At 70.2% G+C, this 18,657-nt stretch carries 23 protein-coding genes; 2 read left to right on the top strand and 21 right to left on the bottom strand.

All coding sequences use genetic code 11. The annotated features are described in order from the left end of the window. Positions 1-12 precede the first annotated feature (12 nt). The 8 genes from HP507_RS17900 to HP507_RS09505 all read right to left on the bottom strand — a co-directional run bounded on the left by HP507_RS17900 (position 13) and on the right by HP507_RS09505 (position 7,624). Positions 13-990, bottom strand: coding sequence for a lytic transglycosylase domain-containing protein (locus HP507_RS17900; protein WP_246328355.1), 978 nt, complete (start codon positions 988-990; stop codon positions 13-15). A 60-nt stretch (positions 991-1,050) separates the two neighbouring features. Continuing rightward, positions 1,051-1,599, bottom strand: a complete 549-nt coding sequence (locus HP507_RS09535; RefSeq protein WP_175351548.1) for a DivIVA domain-containing protein — start codon at positions 1,597-1,599, stop codon at positions 1,051-1,053. 54 nt (positions 1,600-1,653) lie between these two features. After that, positions 1,654-2,646 (bottom strand): phosphatidate cytidylyltransferase, encoded by a 993-nt coding sequence (locus HP507_RS09530; RefSeq protein ID WP_175351547.1) that lies wholly within the window; start codon positions 2,644-2,646, stop codon positions 1,654-1,656. Beyond that, complete coding sequence (gene frr / locus HP507_RS09525; protein WP_175351546.1) at positions 2,646-3,200, bottom strand: ribosome recycling factor; 555 nt, start codon at positions 3,198-3,200, stop codon at positions 2,646-2,648. Before frr ends, HP507_RS09530 begins: the two co-directional genes overlap by 1 nt. Positions 3,201-3,247: 47 nt before the next feature. Beyond that, positions 3,248-3,967 (bottom strand): UMP kinase, encoded by a 720-nt coding sequence (gene pyrH / locus HP507_RS09520; RefSeq protein WP_175351545.1) that lies wholly within the window; start codon positions 3,965-3,967, stop codon positions 3,248-3,250. A gap of 109 nt (positions 3,968-4,076) precedes the next feature. Continuing rightward, positions 4,077-4,904, bottom strand: a complete 828-nt coding sequence (gene tsf, locus HP507_RS09515; protein ID WP_175351544.1) for a translation elongation factor Ts — start codon at positions 4,902-4,904, stop codon at positions 4,077-4,079. Positions 4,905-4,984: 80 nt separating this feature from the next. After that, positions 4,985-5,911 carry a 30S ribosomal protein S2 gene (gene rpsB / locus HP507_RS09510; RefSeq protein ID WP_175351543.1) on the bottom strand — a complete coding sequence of 309 codons (927 nt, stop codon included), beginning with the start codon at positions 5,909-5,911 and terminating at the stop codon, positions 4,985-4,987. A gap of 270 nt (positions 5,912-6,181) precedes the next feature. Then, positions 6,182-7,624, bottom strand: a complete 1,443-nt coding sequence (locus HP507_RS09505) for a sugar porter family MFS transporter (RefSeq protein WP_271206989.1) — start codon at positions 7,622-7,624, stop codon at positions 6,182-6,184. Positions 7,625-7,869: 245 nt separating this feature from the next. Here HP507_RS09505 and HP507_RS09500 point away from each other — a divergent pair, with 245 nt between their 5' ends. Beyond that, entirely contained in the window at positions 7,870-8,457 is a 588-nt protein-coding gene (locus HP507_RS09500) for a murein hydrolase activator EnvC family protein (RefSeq protein ID WP_175351542.1), read from the top strand. 9 nt (positions 8,458-8,466) lie between these two features. Here the strand turns inward: HP507_RS09500 and HP507_RS09495 are convergent, their stop codons facing one another. From HP507_RS09495 to rplS, 9 genes are all read right to left on the bottom strand, one after another. Beyond that, positions 8,467-9,399 carry a tyrosine recombinase XerC gene (locus tag HP507_RS09495; protein WP_175351541.1) on the bottom strand — a complete coding sequence of 311 codons (933 nt, stop codon included), beginning with the start codon at positions 9,397-9,399 and terminating at the stop codon, positions 8,467-8,469. A gap of 117 nt (positions 9,400-9,516) precedes the next feature. Beyond that, a complete protein-coding gene (gene dprA / locus HP507_RS09490) occupies positions 9,517-10,707 on the bottom strand; it encodes a DNA-processing protein DprA (RefSeq protein WP_175351540.1) in 1,191 nt (396 codons plus the stop codon). Further along, positions 10,704-12,230 carry a YifB family Mg chelatase-like AAA ATPase gene (locus HP507_RS09485; protein ID WP_271206988.1) on the bottom strand — a complete coding sequence of 509 codons (1,527 nt, stop codon included), beginning with the start codon at positions 12,228-12,230 and terminating at the stop codon, positions 10,704-10,706. Before HP507_RS09485 ends, dprA begins: the two co-directional genes overlap by 4 nt. Next, positions 12,227-12,595 carry a YraN family protein gene (locus tag HP507_RS09480; RefSeq protein WP_175351539.1) on the bottom strand — a complete coding sequence of 123 codons (369 nt, stop codon included), beginning with the start codon at positions 12,593-12,595 and terminating at the stop codon, positions 12,227-12,229. The genes HP507_RS09485 and HP507_RS09480 overlap by 4 nt, the downstream gene beginning before the upstream one ends. Positions 12,596-12,746: 151 nt before the next feature. Then, positions 12,747-13,094, bottom strand: a complete 348-nt coding sequence (locus tag HP507_RS09475) for a histone-like nucleoid-structuring protein Lsr2 (RefSeq protein ID WP_175351538.1) — start codon at positions 13,092-13,094, stop codon at positions 12,747-12,749. A gap of 108 nt (positions 13,095-13,202) precedes the next feature. Beyond that, complete coding sequence (locus HP507_RS09470) at positions 13,203-13,526, bottom strand: DUF2469 family protein (protein WP_175351537.1); 324 nt, start codon at positions 13,524-13,526, stop codon at positions 13,203-13,205. Between the two features lie 59 nt (positions 13,527-13,585). Next, complete coding sequence (locus tag HP507_RS09465) at positions 13,586-14,293, bottom strand: ribonuclease HII (RefSeq protein ID WP_175351536.1); 708 nt, start codon at positions 14,291-14,293, stop codon at positions 13,586-13,588. After that, on the bottom strand, positions 14,290-15,036 hold the full coding sequence (gene lepB / locus HP507_RS09460) for a signal peptidase I (protein ID WP_175351535.1): 747 nt from the start codon (positions 15,034-15,036) through the stop codon (positions 14,290-14,292). Before lepB ends, HP507_RS09465 begins: the two co-directional genes overlap by 4 nt. 134 nt (positions 15,037-15,170) lie before the next feature. Beyond that, positions 15,171-15,527, bottom strand: coding sequence for a 50S ribosomal protein L19 (gene rplS / locus HP507_RS09455; protein ID WP_175351534.1), 357 nt, complete (start codon positions 15,525-15,527; stop codon positions 15,171-15,173). Positions 15,528-15,703: 176 nt separating this feature from the next. Here rplS and map point away from each other — a divergent pair, with 176 nt between their 5' ends. Then, a complete protein-coding gene (gene map, locus HP507_RS09450) occupies positions 15,704-16,495 on the top strand; it encodes a type I methionyl aminopeptidase (RefSeq protein ID WP_175351533.1) in 792 nt (263 codons plus the stop codon). A gap of 205 nt (positions 16,496-16,700) precedes the next feature. On the opposite strand, the gene trmD is transcribed toward map, so the two are convergent. From trmD to rpsP, 4 genes are read right to left on the bottom strand one after another with little or no spacing between them, the layout of a single operon-like run. After that, positions 16,701-17,390, bottom strand: coding sequence for a tRNA (guanosine(37)-N1)-methyltransferase TrmD (gene trmD, locus HP507_RS09445; protein ID WP_175351532.1), 690 nt, complete (start codon positions 17,388-17,390; stop codon positions 16,701-16,703). 5 nt (positions 17,391-17,395) lie between these two features. Then, positions 17,396-17,938 (bottom strand): ribosome maturation factor RimM, encoded by a 543-nt coding sequence (gene rimM / locus HP507_RS09440; protein ID WP_175351531.1) that lies wholly within the window; start codon positions 17,936-17,938, stop codon positions 17,396-17,398. 19 nt (positions 17,939-17,957) lie between these two features. Beyond that, complete coding sequence (locus tag HP507_RS09435; RefSeq protein ID WP_022902329.1) at positions 17,958-18,194, bottom strand: RNA-binding protein; 237 nt, start codon at positions 18,192-18,194, stop codon at positions 17,958-17,960. Positions 18,195-18,198: 4 nt separating this feature from the next. Beyond that, positions 18,199-18,615 (bottom strand): 30S ribosomal protein S16, encoded by a 417-nt coding sequence (gene rpsP / locus HP507_RS09430; protein WP_175351530.1) that lies wholly within the window; start codon positions 18,613-18,615, stop codon positions 18,199-18,201. Between the last annotated feature and the right edge of the window lie 42 nt (positions 18,616-18,657).

The following is an 18,657-nucleotide window of genomic DNA, read 5'->3' as shown; positions in this document are numbered from 1 at the left end:
CCGTGCGGCCGATCAGTACCAGTTGTTCGCGACGCTGTGGGCCCAGGCACCGCACGGGGTGCCGTACACGCCCGAGATGTAGTTGAGACCCCAGGTGATCTGCGTCGCCGGGTTCGTCTGCCAGTCGGCGCCGACCGAGGCCATCTTGCTGCCGGGGAGCGCCTGCGGGATGCCGTACGCGCCGCTCGGGTTGTACGCGTTGACGCGCCAGCCGGACTCCTTGTTCCACAGGGAGACGAGGCAGTTGTACTGGTCGGTACCCCAACCGCGGGCGGTGACCATCTGCTGCGCGATGGCCTGGGCGCTCCCCGGGTCGGGGGTCGCGGCGGTGGCGGCGAGCGTGTTGGACGCGCTGACCGTGGCGGTCGTGTCGGTGGAGTCCGTGGTGTCGTCGGTCTCGGTCTTCGGCGCCTCGGTCACCTTCGGCTTCGGGACCGTCACGCCGTACGCGTCGCGCGTGACGTCGAACGCGGCGTAGGTCCCGTGCGCGGTGTACTCCTGCGGCGCGACCGGGGCCTTCACGAGCACCGGCGCGGTGACCGCTGCCTGGGCGACGTCGGGCTGCATCGGGTTGAAGAGCGAACCACCGACGAACCCGAACACCGCGAAGAAGGACAGCGCCGGGATCGTCGCGCGCTTGCGCATGAACGTGTTCACACTGCGGACGGCGGTCGGCTTCGCCGGGGCGGCCACCGCGCGCGCCCGACGCTGCTTGACGATGCGAGGGTCCGACGGGGTGGCGGGGACGGCGTGCGCGACCGATGCCTGCGCTTCCTGCGTGTCCGAGACCCGGTTCGCCGCGACCGACTTGGGGGCGATCACGGGCGCGATCGGCACCGCTGCCGTCGCGACCTGTGGGTTCGCCGGGAGGACCGAATTCTCCGCCGTGCGGGTTCGGTTCAGTGCCGCGCGGCGCTCACCGGCGGCCGAGAGGCCGAGGTGCTCGCGGGTATCGCGGTCGGAGCTGATGTCTGCCGTGTGCCTGCCCATGAGTTCGACCAGGATAACGGAACGATCACGGAAAGCGAAGCACCTGTGCGCAGCGCGTCGTCAGCGGACGGCGAGCATGACCTCGACGACGGCGTCGAGGAGCGCATCGACCTGCGATTCGCGGTAGCCGCCGTGCTTCGGTCGGAACACGATCGAGCGGACCTCGGTCAGGCTGAGCGGCTTGCCCTCGCGGAAGTACCCACCGAGGCGCTTCGCGAACGTGTCGACGTCCTTCGGGTGGTACCCGGTGCCGAGGACGCTCACCCTGCTGAAGCGCTGCCCGTCCGGCCGCTCCAGCCGCGCCACGACGTCCGAGGCCTTGGAGCGGGCATCCGCGTACCAGGCCTTCTGTCCGATCTCGGCGATCTCCCGCTCGCGCTCACGGGCGGCGAAGGCGTCCTCGAGACGCTCGAGTGCCGCATCCACGTGTGCGGTCGAGTAGCCGCCCTTGCGCATCGAGAACGCCGTGGCCCGGATCTTCGCCGCCTCGATCGCGGGAGCGGTGTCGTTCGTCGTGTAGGCGCGACGGGCGTCCTCGAGGAAGCGCTCGACCTCGTCGACGTCGTATCCGAGGGCGGAGCGGTCTGCGTTCGGGAAGGTGGTGGCCACGGCGACATTCTGCCAGGACCGGAGCCTGGTGTGACCTGGACGCGCTGTCGGTGCTCAGTGGTTGACGACGAGGTACAGCACGTACGCGACGGCGGCCGACGGCAGGATGCTGTCCATCCGGTCGAGCAGTCCCCCGTGCCCGGGCAGGAACGACGAGATGTCCTTGATGCCGAGATCGCGCTTGATCATCGACTCGGTCAGGTCGCCCAGCGTGGCCGACCCGGAGATGAGCACCCCGAGGATCACGCCCGTCCACCACGGCAGCCCGAGCATGAGCCACGCCACGACGATGCCGACGATGATGCTCGCCCCGACGGACCCGGCGAAGCCCTCCCACGTCTTCTTCGGGCTGATCCGCGGCGCCATCGGGTGCTTGCCGAGGTTGAGTCCTGTCGCGTAGGCGCCGGTGTCGACCGCCACGACGACGAGGATGAACGCGATCACCCAGAGCTCGCCGCGCGGCTGGGCGGCGAGCAGCACGACGCACGCACCGAGCAGCGTGATGTAGGCCTGTACGAACAACCCGTTCGTCAGGTCGCGCACGACGTTGCCGACGGGCGGCTTGGGACGCGCGACGGCGACCTCGACCAGGCGCCAGAGGCTGATGAAGACGATGCCGCCGAGCAGCGTGAACAGCGCGGGGATCTGTCCGCCCAGGAACGCCGCGGGGACCACCGCCACGCTGACGAGGACGCTCGGGATCCGCGGGACGTCGCGGCCGGCGAACCGCATGGCGCTCGCGAGCTCGTACACGCCGACGCCGAGCAGGAACGCCCCGACGACCATGAACGACGGCTTCCAGATGAGCAGCGACGCCAGCATCACCACCGCGAAGGCCAGGGCGATGCCGATCGCCGCCGGCAGGTTGCGCCCGGTGCGCGCCGTCAGTGCCTCGTTGCGGGCGCCGAAGTCGGCCTTCCGCTGCCGGAGCTGCGCCTCGAAGTCCGTGCGGGCAGCACGTGCCCGCGCATCGAAGTCCTGGCGCAGCCCCTTGGCGGAACGCTTCTGTGCTGTGGGGCGGTCATCGCCCTGGTCTGGACGGGGCATCAGACCTCGAGGAGTTCGGCTTCCTTCTTCTTCAGCGCGTCGTCGATCTGATCGACGTGCTTCTTCGTGAGGGTCTCGAGGTCCTTGTCGCCGCGCGAGATCTCGTCGTCGGAGATCTCACCCTTCAGCGCGTCGAGGTCGTCCTTCGCACGGCGGCGGATGTTGCGGATGACGACCTTGTGGTCCTCGCCCTTGCCGCGGACGAGCTTCACGAACTCCTTGCGGCGGTCCTGCGTGAGCTCCGGGATCGTGACGCGCACGATCTCGCCGTCGTTCGTCGGGCTGGCGCCGAGGTTCGGGAACGTCGCGATGGCGCGCTCGATCTCCTTGAGCGCCGACTTGTCGTACGGCGTCACGACGAGCGTCCGCGCTTCCGGCGTCTGCAGGGACGCCAGCTGCGCGAGCGGCGTCGGCGTGCCGTAGTAGTCGACCGGGATCTTCTGGAAGAGGGCGGCGTTGATGCGGCCGGTACGGACGGTCGAGAAGTCGTCCTTGGCGACCTCCACGGCCTTCGCCATCTTCTCGGTGGCTTCGGTCAGGACATCACTGATCACGGTGGTTCTCCTTCGGTACTGGCGTCGAGTCTAGTCAGCGGACGGGGTCAGTTGCTGACCACCGTGCCGATGCGCTCGCCCCGGATCGCCGCGGCGACGTTGCCGTCGCCCTCCATGCCGAAGACGTGCATCGGCATGCCGTTGTCCATGCAGAGCGAGAAGGCGGTGGCGTCGACGACCTTCAGGCCCTTCAGCAGGGCGTCCTGGTAGGTGACGTGGTGCAGCTTCTCGGCAGTGGCATCCTTCTTCGGGTCCGCCGTGTAGACGCCGTCGACGCCGTTCTTGGCGACGAGCACCTCGTGCGCGTCGATCTCGAGCGCGCGCTGGGCCGCGACGGTGTCGGTCGAGAAGTACGGCAGACCGGCGCCGGCGCCGAAGATGACGATCCGCCCCTTCTCGAGGTGCCGCTCGGCACGCCGCGGGATGTACGGCTCGGCGACCTGGGTCATGCTGATGGCCGACTGCACGCGGGTCGCGGCGCCGGCCTGCTCGAGGAAGTCCTGCAGGGCGAGGGCGTTCATGACGGTCCCGAGCATGCCCATGTAGTCGGCTCGGCCCCGGTCCATGCCACGCTGCGAGAGCTCGGCACCACGGAAGAAGTTGCCGCCGCCGACCACGATCGCGACCTCGACGTCCTGTGCGGCGAGGGCGATCTCCTTCGCGATGGTGCTGATGACGTCCGGGTTCACACCGAGGGACCCGGCGCCGAACGCCTCCCCCGACAGCTTCAGCAGCACCCGGCGGCGTCCGGTCTTCTCGTTCGTCATGTGGTCGCACCCTTCGTCGAATGTCTCGTGGGAATCTACTCGCGGCCCCGGTCGGGGCGCGAAAAACGGGGCCCGGAACCTGTTGGTTCCGAGCCCCGTCACGGGTTCGTTACGCGCCGACCTTGACGCGGGCGAAGCCCTGGATCGTGATGCCGGCGTTCTCGGCGGCCTTCGCGACGGAGATCTTGTTGTCCTTCGCGTAGTCCTGGTCGAGCAGCGACACCTGCTTGATGTAGGCGTTGAGGCGACCCTCGACGATCTTCGGCAGGGCGGCCTCGGGCTTGCCCTCTTCGCGGGTGATCGCCTCGACGGTCGCGCGCTCCTTCTCGATCGCCTCGGCCGGGACCTCGTCACGCGTCAGGTACGTCGGGTTCGCGAACGCGACGTGCTGCGCGATGGAACGAGCCTCGGCGGCGTCGGAGCCCGAGTAGGCGATGACGACGGCGATCTGCGGCGGGAGGTCCTGGCTGGTCTTGTGCAGGTAGATCTCGAAGTTCTCGCCCTCGACACGGGTGACCGTGCGGAGCTCGAGCTTCTCACCGAGGGCGGCGGCGTTCTCGTCGATGACCTCGGCGACGGTCTTGCCGTCCAGGGGCGCGGCGTTGCCGGCCGCGACGTCGGCGGCACCGGCGGCGGCGACCGCGGCGACGACCTTGTCGGCGAGCGTGGTGAAGCGCTCGTTCTTCGCGACGAAGTCGGTCTCGCTGGCGAGCTCGACGACGGTCGCGGCGCCGTTCCCGGCGGTCGCGACGACGACACCCTCGGAGGTGGCGCGGTCGTCGCGCTTGGCGACGGCCTTCGCGCCCTTGATGCGGAGGAGCTCGACGGCCTTGTCGTAGTCGCCGTCGGCCTCGACGAGCGCGTTCTTCGCGTCCATCATGCCGGCCCCGAGGTCCTCACGGAGCTTCTTCACGTCAGCAAGGCTGTAGTTGGCCATTGACTGGAGTCCTTTCTGGACTGTGCGTTCGTAGAGAGAGGAAAGGGGCGCCGAGCCGACCGGCCCGACGCCCCCGGTGGTCACTCGGCGGGGGTGGTCTCCGCGGCGGCCTCGGCCTCGGCCGTCGGCTCCGCGTTCTTCGCCTCGTCGGCGATCGGCTCGCCGATCTCCTTCGCGGCGACCTGCGCGTCTGCGTCGTTCTCTTCGACGGTCGCACCCTCGGGCGCGGCGTCGGCGGCCGGCGTCGCGGTCTCGCCACCGAGGAGCTCCTGCTCCCACTCGGCGAGGGGCTCGGCGGCCTCGTCGTCGTCGCCACCGTTGTGGCGGGTCTTCAGGCCCTCGGCCGCGGCGTCGGCGACGATGCGGGTGAGCAGACCGACGGAGCGGATCGCGTCGTCGTTGCCCGGGATCGGGTAGGTGATCTCGTCCGGGTCGCAGTTGGTGTCGAGGATGCCGATGATCGGGATCCCGAGCTTCTGCGCCTCGTCGACGGCGAGGTGCTCCTTCTTGGTGTCGACGATCCAGAGCGCGCTCGGGGTCCGCGTGAGGTTGCGGATACCACCGAGGGTCTTGTGGAGCTTGTCCAGCTCGCGCTTCTTGATGAGGAGCTCCTTCTTGGTGAAGCCCTTCGTCGTGTCGTCGAAGTCGATCTCCTCGAGCTCCTTCATGCGCGCGAGGCGCTTGGAGACCGTCTGGAAGTTCGTGAGCAGACCGCCGAGCCAACGCTGGTTGACGTACGGCTGGCCGACGCGGGTCGCCTGCTCGGCGATGGAGCCCTGCGCCTGCTTCTTGGTGCCCACGAAGAGGATCGTGCCACCGTGGGCGACCGTCTCCTTGACGAAGTCGTACGCACGGTCGATGAAGGCCAGCGACTGCTGCAGGTCGATGATGTGGATGCCCGAGCGCTCGGCGAGGATGAAGCGCTTCACCTTCGGGTTCCACCGACGGGTCTGGTGTCCGAAGTGGACGCCGCTGTCGAGCAGCTGGCGGATGGTGACGACGGCCATGCCGTCCCTCCTTGTTCTCGGCGCACGCCATCGAGGACGTACGCACGGTTGCGGTTGTGTCGGTCACGACCGGTGGTCGTGGCCCCTGGCGCCTCGGTCCGCATCCGCCCGCTCCGTGAGGAGCGGGACCGGTGGATGGGGTGCCTTGGTAGGCGCGCGAAGTCAGCGCAGGATGCGCTGCTGGAAGAACCTTAGCAGGTCGCAGGACGCACGGGAGGCGCGGTGCGGGTCGGACCCGCACCGCGCCTCCTGGATGGTCGCGTGGACGCGTCAGGCCTTGGCGCTGATCGTGTCGCCCTCGGCCGTGATGCCCATCTCCTCGAGGGAGCGCCCCTTCGTCTCCGGGATCTTCGCGAGGACGAAGAACAGGGAGAGCAGGGCGAACAGGGCGTAGATGCCGTAGGTCACGGTCAGGTTGAAGCCGGACAGGACCGGGAACGAGATCGTGACGAGGAAGTTCGCGATCCAGTTCGCCGCGGAACCGACGCCGAGCGCGGTGGCACGGATGCGGTTCGGGAACATCTCGCCGAGCAGGACCCACATGAGCGGACCCCAGGTGGCGCCGAACGAGACGACGAAGAGGTTCGCGAAGATCAGCGCGATGACGCCCCACGCGCCGGGGAGGCTGGGGTTGCCGTGCACGATCGTGGCCTGCGAGAACGCGATGGCGACCATCGTCAGCGACACGAACATACCCGCGGAGCCGGAGACCAGGAGCGGCTTGCGACCGACCTTGTCGACGAGCCAGATCGCGATGAAGGTCACGGCGACGTTCACGACCGAGGTGATCGTGGAGATGAGGAAGGAGTCGCTCTCCTTGAAGCCGACGGCCTGCCAGAGCGTCGTCGAGTAGTAGAAGATCACGTTGATGCCGACGAACTGCTGCAGGACGGCGAGGATGATGCCGACCCAGACGATCGGCTGCAGGCCGAAGCGGTTGCCCCGGATGGAGCCCTTCTTCTCGGTGGCCTCGCGGTCGATGCCGTCCTGGATCTCTTCGAGGCTCGTGTTGACCGTGTCGCGCGGCACGATCTTCTCCATCACGTCCCGGGCGTCGTCCTTGCGGCCCTTGGCGAGCAGGAAGCGCGGCGACTCCGGCAGGGTGATCGCCAGGATGCCGTACACGACCGACGGGATCACGCCGACGAGGAACATCCAGCGCCAGGCCGGCAGGCCGAGGACGACCTCGGAGGCGCCGCCGGCGGTGACCGCGAAGACCTGGTCGGACAGGAGCGCGGCGAAGATACCGATCGTGATCGCGAGCTGCTGGAAGGAGGCCAGCGTGCCGCGGATCTGCTTCGGCGCGACCTCGGAGATGTACGCGGGCGCGATGACCGACGCGGTGCCGATGCCGAGGCCGCCGACGAGACGCCAGATCACGAGGTCCCAGGTGGCGAACGCGAACCCGCTGCCGATCGAGGAGATGAGGAAGAGCACCGCTGCCCAGAACATCACCCGGGTGCGACCCCAGCGGTCCGCGAGGCGACCGGCGAAGTACGCGCCGAACGCGCAGCCGATGAGCGCCGAGGCGACCGCGAAGCCGCTCGCCGCCTCGGACAGACCGAACTCGTTCTTGATGGCGTCGACCGCTCCGTTGATGACGGACGAGTCGAATCCGAAGAGGAAGCCGCCGACCGCCGCTGCGATCGCGAACGCGGTGACCTTCCCCTTGAACGCACGGTCCTCGCCGTGCTGGGTGGACGTGTTCGACACGATGCTCCAGGTTCCCTGCCGCCGTGCGGGATGCTGCACGGTGCCCCGGCGGTCGGCTGGTTCGCCGTCCGAGCGGCGTTGCGTGTTCCGGAGCGCCCCAGACTGTACTCCCCGTCGAGCGCGGAGGCCCAACCCGGCGGCGCGCGCGGCTCACCTGTCCTCCCCAGGCCTGGAGGCGCGGCTCGTCATCCACGGATCGGCTCGCGGTGGTCGGTTCCCGCGTGGTTCCTCGGGAGGGTGGCCGCATGCAGCTCCGTCGCCGGCTCTCCCGCCTCGTCCGCCGTGGGCACCCGGTCGCGTGGTTCCCCGCCCTCCTGCTGGTCCTGGCCGTGCACGGGGCGATCTCGACCGCCGGAGCACGTTCGTCCGTCAGCGGTTCACCCCCGGAGGCGTCGGCGCGGGGGTCCGATGGCGAGCGGTGGGTGTGGCCGACCGGGAGCCGCGTGGTGAGCCGACCGTGGGAAGCCCCGGCGGACGACTACGCGGCGGGCCACCGGGGGCTCGACGTCCCGGCGGCGATCGGGGCCGTCGCGGTCGCGGTCGATGACGGCACCGTGACGTTCGCCGGTGCGGTCGCCGGTCGCGGTGTCGTGACGATCGACCACGGTGGCGGGCTCCGCAGCACGCTCGACTCCGTGGAGCCGACGGTCGCGAAGGGCGACACCGTGGCGCGGGGGGACGCCGTCGGCCGGGTGACGATCGGGCACTGCCCGGCGTCGGACCCGTGCGTGCACCTCGGCGCGCGGATCGACGACCGGTACGTCGATCCGACGCCGTACCTGCCGGCTGCGGCATGGCCGGTCCTGCTGCCCGAGGACGCCTGGACCGGCTGACCCGACCCACTAGGCGCGGGGATGTGCGGTGCGGTAGACCTCGCGCAGGCGCGCCGAGGAGACGTGCGTGTAGATCTGCGTCGTGCCGAGGCTCGCGTGCCCGAGGAGTTCCTGCACGGCACGGAGGTCCGCGCCCCCGTCGAGCAGGTGCGTCGCCGCCGTGTGCCGGAAGGTGTGCGGTCCGCTCGGCCCCTCGCCCGGGAGGTCCTGCAGCAGCCGTGCGACGATGCGGTAGGCGCTCCGCACCCCGAGCCGAGCTCCTCGATCGCCGAGGAACAGCGCACCGGTGTCCGCGGCGTCGGACCGCGCTGCGATGACCGGACGCCCGCGTTCGAGCCACGCCTCGAGCGCATCGCGTGCCGGCACCCCGAAGGGCACCACCCGTTCCCGCCCGCCCTTCCCGAGCACCCGGACGGTGAGTCGCCCGCGGTCGAGGTCGAGCACGTCGATGCCCACGAGCTCGCTCACCCGGATCGCCGCCGCGTACAGGAGCTCCACGACCGCGAGGTCCCGGAGCGCTCCCGGGTCGTCGCCCGCTGCTCGGCCTGCGAGCCCGTCGAGCAGCGTGCGGACCTGGTCCGACGAGACCACCCGCGGCAGGTGCGCCGCGCCCTTCGGTGCACGGAGTCGCGCGCCGGGATCACTCGCGATGAGACCGGACTCGCTCGCCCATCGCGTGAACGCCCGGACCGACGACGACCGGCGCGCGATGGTACTGCGGGCGAGCCCCCGGTGGTCGGCGTCCCACAACCAGTCGCGGAGCAGCTCGAGCCCGACGTCCGGGAGCCGTTCGGTGCCCCGGGCAGCGGCGAACTCCACGAGTTGCTCGAGATCGCCGGCGTAGGCCCGGACGGTCTGTTCGCTGAGGCCGCGGCCGTGCCGGGCGTGCGTGAGGAACGCGTCGACCGCCACTGCGAGCCGTTCGTCCGTGCGTTCCGTCACGCGCCCAGAGTAGGTCCGCCGACCGCCGTACCCGGCCGCACCCGCCGCGGGCGTCCAGCGTAGGTCCGGTGACCGCAGGTTCCCTGCCCACCCGCCGCGGCCGTCGGACGATCACCGTCAGCGGCGACACCACCCCTCGGCGAGCGGCGTCACGAGCCCCTCCAACTGTGCCAACGCGAGCGCGTCCGCAGCGTCGTCGACGGAGAGTCCGCTGCGCCTGGCGACCTCCTCCACCGGGATCGGCCGCCGGTCGAGCGCATCCAGCGCACGCTTCACGTGCGGGTCGGCATCGGTCGCGAGGACCACGGTCTCGGCGACCCGCGACCGCACGGCCACGTCGTCCGTCCCCGTCAGCACCGCAGTGATCGGGTCGCGCGGCGAGACGACGATCTGCGCGTTCCCCTGGGCGATGAGCCGGTGACACCCGACCGACGCCGCCGACGTGAACGCCCCGGGCACCGCGAACACCGGTCGCCCGAGCTGCATGGCGTGGTGCGCGGTGTTGAGGGCACCCGAGCGCGCAGCGGCCTCGACGACGACGGTCGCTTCCGACAGCGCGGCGATGAGCCGGTTGCGGCTGAGGAACCGCCACCGGGTCGGACGAGTCCCCGGCGGTGACTCGGAGAGCACCCGCCCGCGGGCGAGCACGTTCCGGAGCAGCTCGTGGTTGCCCGCGGGGTAGAACTGATCGATCCCACCCGCGAGGACGGCCGTCGTCGGCGTCCCCGCCGCCACGGCGACGCGGTGCGCGACCGCGTCGATGCCGTAGGCCCCTCCGGACACGATCTCGACCCCCGCGTCGGCCGCGAGCGACGCGATCTCGGCCGCGGCTTCGGCACCAGCGACGGTGTTCGCCCGGCAGCCGACGACCGCCATCGCCCCGACGCAACCGGCCGCCCCCACCGGGTCGTCCTGCTCGGACCGACTCCACAGCACGAACGGCGCGTGCGGGCCGAGGTCGTCCAGAGCGGTCGGCCATCCGGGATCGCCCGGGACGACCAACCGCGCTCCGACGGCCGTCCCCGCGGTGACGGCGGCGTTCGGGTCTGCTCCGCCCGCGCGTGGACGCCACCGCTCGAGTGCGGCGACGATGGCCGTGCGAACGCGATCCGGCCCGTCGGCGAACGACACCCCGCTCCGGAGGCGACCGACGAGGTCGTCCGGACCGGACTCGACCGCCCGACGGACCATGGCGAGCGACTCCTGCGCGCCGAACAGCGTGACGAGTTCGCCTGCCACGACGTCGCCCGGCTCGGCGAGGACACTCCACGCGACGCGGGCGAGCACGTCGTCGGGCGCGGCGGTCACAGGGCGCTCCGCAGCGCGAGCGCCCGTCGGACCTCATCGGCGCCGGGCCGCGACACGTCCCCGAGGTCGGCCATCGTCCACGCCAGCCGCATGACCCGGTCCCAGCCCCGCATGGTGAGCGTGCCGAAGTCGAGCGCGCGGTCCAGCGCGGTCGTCGCGCCCGGCTCAGCACGTCCCTCCGACCGGAGCCAGGGACCGGTCACCTCGGCGTTGCAGCTCCAGCCCGTCCCCCGCAACCGCTCGGCCATCCGCTGCCGGGCGATCGCCACGTGTTCCGCCGCGGCGGCCGTGGTCGGCGCGGTCCCCTCGGTCGCGCGGATCGTGCCCGTGGTCACGCGCGGGACGGCCACGCGGATGTCGATCCGGTCGAGGAGTGGCCCGGATATCCGACCGAGGTACTTGCGCACCGTACTCGGACTGCAGGAGCACAGCGGGCCGCCCCGGGACCCCGCGTTCCCGCACGGGCAGGGGTTCGCGGCGAGGACGACCTGACACCGTGCCGGGAACTCGGCGCTGCCGACGCTCCGGTGGATCGTGATCCGCCCGGACTCGAGCGGCTGGCGGAGCGCGTCGAGGACGGCCCGGGGGAACTCGGTCGCCTCGTCCAGGAAGAGGACCCCTCGCGTGGCGCGTGACACGGCCCCGGGCCGGAGGAGTCCCGATCCCCCACCGATGAGCGCCATCGCCGACGACGAGTGGTGCGGAGCTTCCCACGGCGGTCGGACGCTCCAGGACTGGTTGCCGAGGCCGCTCACGGAACGGACCGAGGCGACCTCGAGCGCAGCCTCGGCATCGAGGTCCGGCAGGAGTCCGGGCAGGCGCTCGGCGAGCATCGTCTTGCCTGCGCCCGGTGGGCCCAGCAGGAACATGTGGTGCCCGCCGGCCGCGGCGGCGATGACCGCTCGCACGCCGACGGCGTTCCCGATGACGTCGGCGAGGTCGTGCACCCGCGGAACGGGGTCGAGGGCAGCCGGTGGCAGCACCGGCTCGATGTCGACCGGAGGCAGCAGCGCACCGGCGGTGATGGCGCTCGCCCGCAGGGACGCGGTGCCGAGGACCTCGATGCCCGGGACGACGAGCGCTTCCTCGAGGTTGCCGACGGGAACGACGACCCGCTCGACACCGGCGTCCCGTGCCGCGATGACCATCGGGATGACGCCGGGGACCGGTCGGACCCGCCCGTCGAGACCGAGCTCCCCGATGTAGGCGACGTCGCGGGAGACCTCGGGCGCGATGCCCTCGGCCCCGAGGATCGCCATCGCGATCGCGAGGTCGAACCCCGACCCCCGCTTCGGGATCGACGCCGGCGTGAGGTTCACCGTGATCCGTCGGGCCGGGAGCGGACAGTCGGCGACCGCACTGGCAGAACGGACACGCTCGCGCGCTTCTCCGAGTGCGGCGTCGGGTAACCCGATGATGCTGAACCCGGGCAGCTGACTCGTGAGGTGGGCCTCGACCTCGATGACCCGACCCTGCACGCCCACGAGCGCGATGGCGGAGGCGCGACCGATGTCCGTCGTCACAGCACACCCGCGATGTGCTCGATGCCGACCCGTTCCCCGTCCACGTGCACCGCGACGGCGTCGATCCGGATCGCCCGTGCCGACACCTCCGGATGGGCGTCGAACCACGCCGGAACCAGTCGTCGCAACCGGGCGACCTTCGATGCCGTGATCGCCTCGAACGGATGCCCCGTCGAGATGCCCGCTCGCGTCTTCACCTCGATGAACACGAGCGTGCACGACTGCCACGCGATGATGTCGATCTCCCCGCGGGCACAGCGCCAATTGCGTTCGACGATCCGGAAGCCGTGGTCCGTCAGCCATTCCGCGGCGCGTTCCTCGCCGAATCGTCCGAGACTGCTGTTCCGCAGCGGTGTTTGCTCCATGTCGTTGCCTCCGCCACGACGATGTCGGAGCACGCCGCTGTCCGGGCAAGCGCGCAGCCGAATTGTGGAGAAGCACCACAGGGGTTCACTTGTGGAGGACAAACGAAGAACCCCGGACGACCGAAGTCGTCCGGGGTTCCCGATGCCACGCTCAGTGCGCGGCGGCGTACGCTTCCTGCACCTGGGTGGAGATACGGCCGCGGGTCGACACCTCGTACCCGTTCTCCTTCGCCCATTCGCGGATCTTCGCGAGCTCTTCGGAGTTGCCGCGCTTCGGCGCCGACTTCGGAGCGGCACCACCCGAACGACGGCCGGAGACCTTGCGCGCTGCCGCGACGTAGTCGGAGATGGCTTCACGGAACTTGTCGACGTTGTCGTCCGTCAGGTCGATCTCGTACGACGAACCGTCGAAGGCGAATTCGACGGTGCGGCCCTCGCCCGGGGCGATCGGCGAATCGTCGAGGTCGTCGACGAGCTGGACGGTGACCTTCTGTGCCATGACGTTGCTCCTGCTTTCGGGGATGGATATCCCCTCCACATTAGCGGGCGGAAATCACCGACGGACAATGGCCGCGGCGTTTCTCAGGAGTTGCAATAGAAGTGACGATCACTCGTCGAGCGCGAGTTCCTTCGGGAGTTCGAGTTCGCGGGAGGTGAGTTCCTCGACGTTCACGTCCTTGAACGTGAGCACACGCACCGATTTCACGAAGCGGTCGGAACGGTAGACGTCCCACACCCAGACGTCGCTCATCGTCAATTCGAAGTAGAAATCGTGCTCGGTGTCCCGACGGACGAGTTCCACCTCGTTCGCCAGGTAGAAACGCCGCTCGGTCTCGACCACGTACCGGAACTGCGACACGACGTCGCGGTACTCCCGGTACAGAGCCAGTTCGACCTCGCGGTCGTAGTCGTCGAATTCGTCGTCATCCATCGCGCCCACAGTCTACGGCGACGAGAGCGACCACGGCACCCGCGACGAGCACCGCCGGGTCAACCCGCGAACGCGTCCAGCTCCGCGAACCCGTCCAGCGCCACGCTCGACGCCTGGTGCAGCCAGCTCTTCCGGTGCAGCGCGTGCGCCCCGACCGCGCGGATGGCGTCGTAGTGCGCCGTCGAACCGTACCCCTTGTTCGAGGCCCAGGCGTAGTGCGGTGCCTCGTCGTGCGCCGCCGTCATGAGCGCGTCCCGGGCGACCTTCGCGACCACCGAGGCAGCGGCCACCGAGGCGCAGTCCCGGTCGGCCTTGACCCGCACGACGACCTCGAGCGGGTGGGCCGGCAGCCGCAGCGTCGCCGGGACCGCGCGGGTGAGCCAGTCGAAGGACCCGTCGAGCACGACCACCGCACCGTCGAGCGTCACTCCGTCCGAGACGAGCGCACCGAGCGCCGCCGCACCGGCCTGCCCGAGCGCCGGCACGATGCCCTGCTGGTCGACGACCTCGGCGGACGCCATGCCGACCGCGGTCCTGGTCCAGCGGCGCACCACCGGGTCGAGGGCTTCACGCCGAGCAGCGGTGAGCAGCTTCGAGTCCGCCAGACCCTGGGGGACGCGGCCGACGTCGATCGTCACCGCCGCGACGCCGACGGCCACGGGACCGGCGATCGCGCCCCGGCCGACCTCGTCCATGCCGATGACGGTCACACGGCCGTCGCCGAGGAGCTTCTTCTCGACGCGGAGGGACGGTCGCACGACGGTCACCCGTCCCGCTCCTCCGCGCCGGCGAACACGTCGGGGTAGTCGTCGAGCCACGTCCACCGGCTCGACGGCCACGAGATCACGAAGGCACGCCCGGTGACGTCGGAGAGCGGCACGAAGCCCTTGGACGGGGTGTCGCCGTTGTAGCGGGAGTCCTTCGAGTCGTACCGGTTGTCACCCATCACCCAGATGGTGCCCTTCGGCACGGTCACGGAGAAGTCGGTTCCGGAGGCGCGGGTCTCGCCCGTGGGCAGCTTCAGGTACGGCTCCTTGATCGGCACGCCGTTGACCGACATCTGCCCGAGGTCGTTGCAGCAGGACACCTTGTCGCCGGGGAGTCCGATGACGCGCTTGATGAGGTGGTCGTCGCTGTCGCCGGTACCGAGGCCGACCTGCGTGAGGAGCCAGTCGATCGCCTTCGCGGGCTGCGTGTCCGGCGTCACGTTCGGCACCTCGGAGCCGGTGAGCCACCCGCCCGGGTCCTTGAACACGACGACGTCCCCGCGCTTGAGCGAGACGACGTTCGGCACGAGCTCGTTGACGATCACCCGGTCGTTGATCTGCAGGGTGTTCTCCATCGACGCCGACGGGATGTAGAACGACCGGATGAGGAACGTCTTGACGAGGAACGACACGAGCAACGCCGCGATGAAGATGATGACGAGGTCGCGGAGGAACGTGAGGACGCCGTTGCGCTTCTTCTCGACACGGGGCCGGCGCCCGGTTTCGTCAGTCGTGTCCGTCATTTCCGCTCTCGTTCACACACCACACGCTCATGCAGGGAGCGAACACATGGGAAAGCCCCCCGTCGATGCACAACCGTACATGGACGAGGGGCCGACAGCGGCGTCCGGCTCGCGGACGCTCACTGTGAAGGCGATCAGGACTCGCGCTTCTCCTTGATCTTGCGGCGGGCGGCCTTGCCGCGGAGCTCGCGGAGGTAGTAGAGCTTCGCACGACGGACGTCACCCTTGGTGACGATCTCGATGTGGTCGATGATCGGCGAGTGCACCGGGAACCAGCGCTCGACGCCGACCTGGAAGCTCACCTTGCGGACCTTGAAGGTCTCGCCGAGGCCGTGACCCTGACGCGCGATGACGACGCCCTGGAACACCTGGACACGCGAGCGCGTGCCTTCGATGATGTTGACGTGCACCTTGATGGTGTCGCCGGGACGGAAGTCCGGGACGTCGGTGCGCAGCGACGCTGCGTCGACGTGGTCGAGGAGCTGGCTCATGATTGGGTCACTCTCTGCGGACGCGCACGGGTCGCCGCGGATCGATTTCGGTAAGTGGTGGTGTGCCCGGTGTCGGCGACTCCCCCGTGGCAGAGTCCAGCCAGGGCACGGCTGTCCATCTTGCCACATCGCAGCACACACGCCAAACGACGCCGACGACCCGGCAGGATGGACCCATGATCGAACTCCGCACCCCCGCCGAGCTGGACGGCCTCCGCGTCGCCGGCCGGTTCGTGGCCGACGTCCTCGACGAGTTGCTCGACACCGTCGACGTCGGCGTGAACCTCCTCGACCTCGACCGGGTCGCCGCGCGGATGATCGCGGACCGTGGTGCCGTCAGCTGCTACGTCGACTACCACCCGTCGTTCGGCAGGTCGCCGTTCGGCAAGAACCTCTGCACGTCGGTCAACGACGGCGCGCTGCACGGCCTGCCCCACGACTACACGCTCGTCGACGGGGACCTGGTGAGCCTCGACTTCGCCGCGAGCGTCGACGGCTGGGTCGCGGACTCCGCCGTGACCGTGCAGGTCGGGACCCCGCGGGAGGACGACCAGCGGCTCGTCGACACGGTCGAGCGCGCCCTGGTCGCGGGCATCGAGCAGTTCCGCCCGGGCAACAAGCTCGGCGACGTCTCGTACGCCATCGGACGGATCGCGCACGACGCCGGCTACGACGTGAACCTGCAGTTCGGCGGTCACGGTGTCGGCCGGACCATGCACGGCGACCCGCACGTGCCGAACGACGGGCGACCGGGCCGGGGGCTGAAGCTCCGCCCGGGGCTCGTGGTGGCGATCGAGCCGTGGCTCATGCAGGGCACCGCCGAGCTCTACCAGGACGACGACGGCTGGACGCTCAAGAGCGCGGACGGCTCGCGAGCTGCGCACGTCGAGCACACCGTCGCAGTCACGGAAGCAGGTCCCGAGGTCCTGACCCTGCGTCGCGCCCAGCGGGCCGACGCACCCGCCTGACGGACGCGCCCGGCGAGGGACTGGAGGCGCGGTGCCAGCTGGCACCGCGCCTCCAGTCCGACGCCCGTCGCGTTCACCCCCGCGAAAGCGACAGATGCACCCGATGCGACACCGCTTGTGCCGCCGAAGCGACGGATCACAGGGAACGTCCCGCGGCAATCTGTCGCTTTCGCGACAACGGCCAGGCCGCGACAGCGCAGCTGCGCTACGCGTCCGGCAGCAGGTCCGGCCGGACGCGCCGCGTCCGCTCCAGCTGCTGCTCGTGCCGCCACGCGCCCACGCGGGCGTGGTGCCCGCTGAGCAGGACGTCCGGCACGTCGAGGCCGCGCCACGACGCGGGCTTCGTGTACGACGGGTACTCGAGGAGGCCGTCCTCGTGCGACTCCTCGACGAGGGACTCCGGGTTGCCGACGACCCCGGGGACGAGTCGCCCGACGGCCTCGATCATCGCCATCGCCGCGACCTCGCCGCCATTCAGCACGTAGTCACCCAGCGAGAGTTCGACGACGGAGCAGCGCGACGCCGCCCACTCGAACACGCGGGCGTCGATGCCCTCGTACCGCCCGCAGGCGAACACGAGGTGCGGCTCGTCCGCGAGCGTCCGGGCGATGGACTGCTTGAACGGCGTCCCCGCGGGCGTCGGCACGACGAGCGTCGACGAGCCGTCGGGCCGCAACAGCTCGTCGAGCGCGAGCGCCCAGGGTTCGGGCTTCATGACCATGCCCGCTCCCCCGCCGTACGGGGTGTCGTCCACGGTGCGGTGCCGGTCGGTCGTCCACGAGCGGAGGTCGTGCACGTGCAGGTCGAGCAGGCCGCCGGAGCGGGCCTTGCCGAGCAGGGACACGTCGAGCACCGAGAAGAACTCGGGGAAGATCGTGACGATGTCGATGCGCACGACGGCTACGAGATCGTCTCGGGCCGGGAGGTGTCCTCGGGGTCCTCGAACAGGCCGGTGGGCGGCGTCACCGTGACGGTGCCGGCCGCGATGTCGACCGCGGGCACGATCGCCGCGACGAACGGCACGAGGACCTCACCCCGCGACGGGGTGTCGATGGCGAGGAGGTCCTGCGCCGGCAGGTGGTCGACACGGGCGACCCTCCCGACGGAGACGCCGTCACGGAGCACCTCGAGACCGACCAGCTGGTGGTCGTACCAGGCGTCGTCCTCGCCGGTCTCGGCGTCGGCGTCCTGCTCGACCCAGAGGATCGCGCGAGCGAGGGTCTCGGCGGCCGTGCGGTCTCCGACGCCCTCGAAGAAGGCGACCGGGTGGCCGTTGTACCAGCGGAGCTCGTCGAGCGTGATGGTCTTGCCGGCCCACGGCGAGTCGTCCGGGACCTGGAGCGTGAAGACGGCTCCGGGCGTGAACCGACGATCCGGGTCGTCGGTGTAGAGCTCGAGCTTGATGCCGCCCTTGAGCCCGTGCGCCTTCGTGATGCGACCCACCCGGAGCTGGGTCGTCTCCCTAGGAATCGGTGTCGACCACGTCGACACGCACCCGCTTGCCGTCGGCGAGAGCCGAGACGAGGGTGCGCAGCGCCTTTGCGGTCCGTCCGGCGCGACCGATCACGCGGCCGAGGTCCTCGGGGTGCACACGCACCTCGAGGACCTCGCCCCGCGCGGAGGTGGAACTGGCGACGCGCACGTCGTCAGGGTGATCGACGATCCCCTTGACGAGGTGCGTCAGCGCGGATTCGAGCAAGGAATTACGCCTCGGTCGTCTCGGCAGTGTCGTCGGCCGACTCGGCGGGAGCGGCGGCGGGGGCCGTCTTCTCCGACTTCGGCTTGAGGACGGCCTTCTTGGCGGTGTCGGCGACGAAGGGCTGCTTCGGCTCGGCGACCTTCACCTTGGACGCGGTGTCGGCCTCGCCCTTGAACTTGGCCCAGTCGCCCGTGAGCTTGAGGAGGGCGGCGACCTGCTCGGTCGGCTGCGCGCCGACGCCGAGCCAGTAGAGGGCACGGTCCGAGTTGATCTCGATGACCGAGGGCTCCTCGGTGGGGTGGTACTTGCCGATCTCCTCGATCACGCGACCGTCGCGCTTGGTGCGCGAGTCGGCGACGACGACACGGTAGTACGGCGCACGGATCTTACCGAGACGCTTGAGACGGATCTTGACAGCCACAAATGCTCCTGTTGCGTGTTGTTGTGGTTGAACCGGGACCGC

The sequence above is a fragment of the Curtobacterium pusillum genome (assembly GCF_013359865.1).
Taxonomy (GTDB): domain Bacteria; phylum Actinomycetota; class Actinomycetes; order Actinomycetales; family Microbacteriaceae; genus Curtobacterium; species Curtobacterium pusillum.
The sequence above is the reverse complement of the archived record's forward strand: the minus strand, read 5'-3'. Positions and strand labels throughout refer to the sequence as shown.

Bases quoted from the DNA above. Each gene is read 5' to 3' on its own strand.
- HP507_RS17900 (WP_246328355.1), bottom strand. From the start codon at position 990: ATGGGCAGGCACACGGCAGACATCAGCTCCGACCGCGATACCCGCGAG.
- HP507_RS09530 (WP_175351547.1), bottom strand. From the start codon at position 2,646: ATGCCCCGTCCAGACCAGGGCGATGACCGCCCCACAGCACAGAAGCGT.
- pyrH (WP_175351545.1), bottom strand. From the start codon at position 3,967: ATGACGAACGAGAAGACCGGACGCCGCCGGGTGCTGCTGAAGCTGTCG.
- tsf (WP_175351544.1), bottom strand. From the start codon at position 4,904: ATGGCCAACTACAGCCTTGCTGACGTGAAGAAGCTCCGTGAGGACCTC.
- rpsB (WP_175351543.1), bottom strand. From the start codon at position 5,911: ATGGCCGTCGTCACCATCCGCCAGCTGCTCGACAGCGGCGTCCACTTC.
- HP507_RS09500 (WP_175351542.1), top strand. From the start codon at position 7,870: ATGCAGCTCCGTCGCCGGCTCTCCCGCCTCGTCCGCCGTGGGCACCCG.
- HP507_RS09480 (WP_175351539.1), bottom strand. From the start codon at position 12,595: ATGGAGCAAACACCGCTGCGGAACAGCAGTCTCGGACGATTCGGCGAG.
- HP507_RS09475 (WP_175351538.1), bottom strand. From the start codon at position 13,094: ATGGCACAGAAGGTCACCGTCCAGCTCGTCGACGACCTCGACGATTCG.
- HP507_RS09470 (WP_175351537.1), bottom strand. From the start codon at position 13,526: ATGGATGACGACGAATTCGACGACTACGACCGCGAGGTCGAACTGGCT.
- lepB (WP_175351535.1), bottom strand. From the start codon at position 15,036: ATGACGGACACGACTGACGAAACCGGGCGCCGGCCCCGTGTCGAGAAG.
- rplS (WP_175351534.1), bottom strand. From the start codon at position 15,527: ATGAGCCAGCTCCTCGACCACGTCGACGCAGCGTCGCTGCGCACCGAC.
- map (WP_175351533.1), top strand. From the start codon at position 15,704: ATGATCGAACTCCGCACCCCCGCCGAGCTGGACGGCCTCCGCGTCGCC.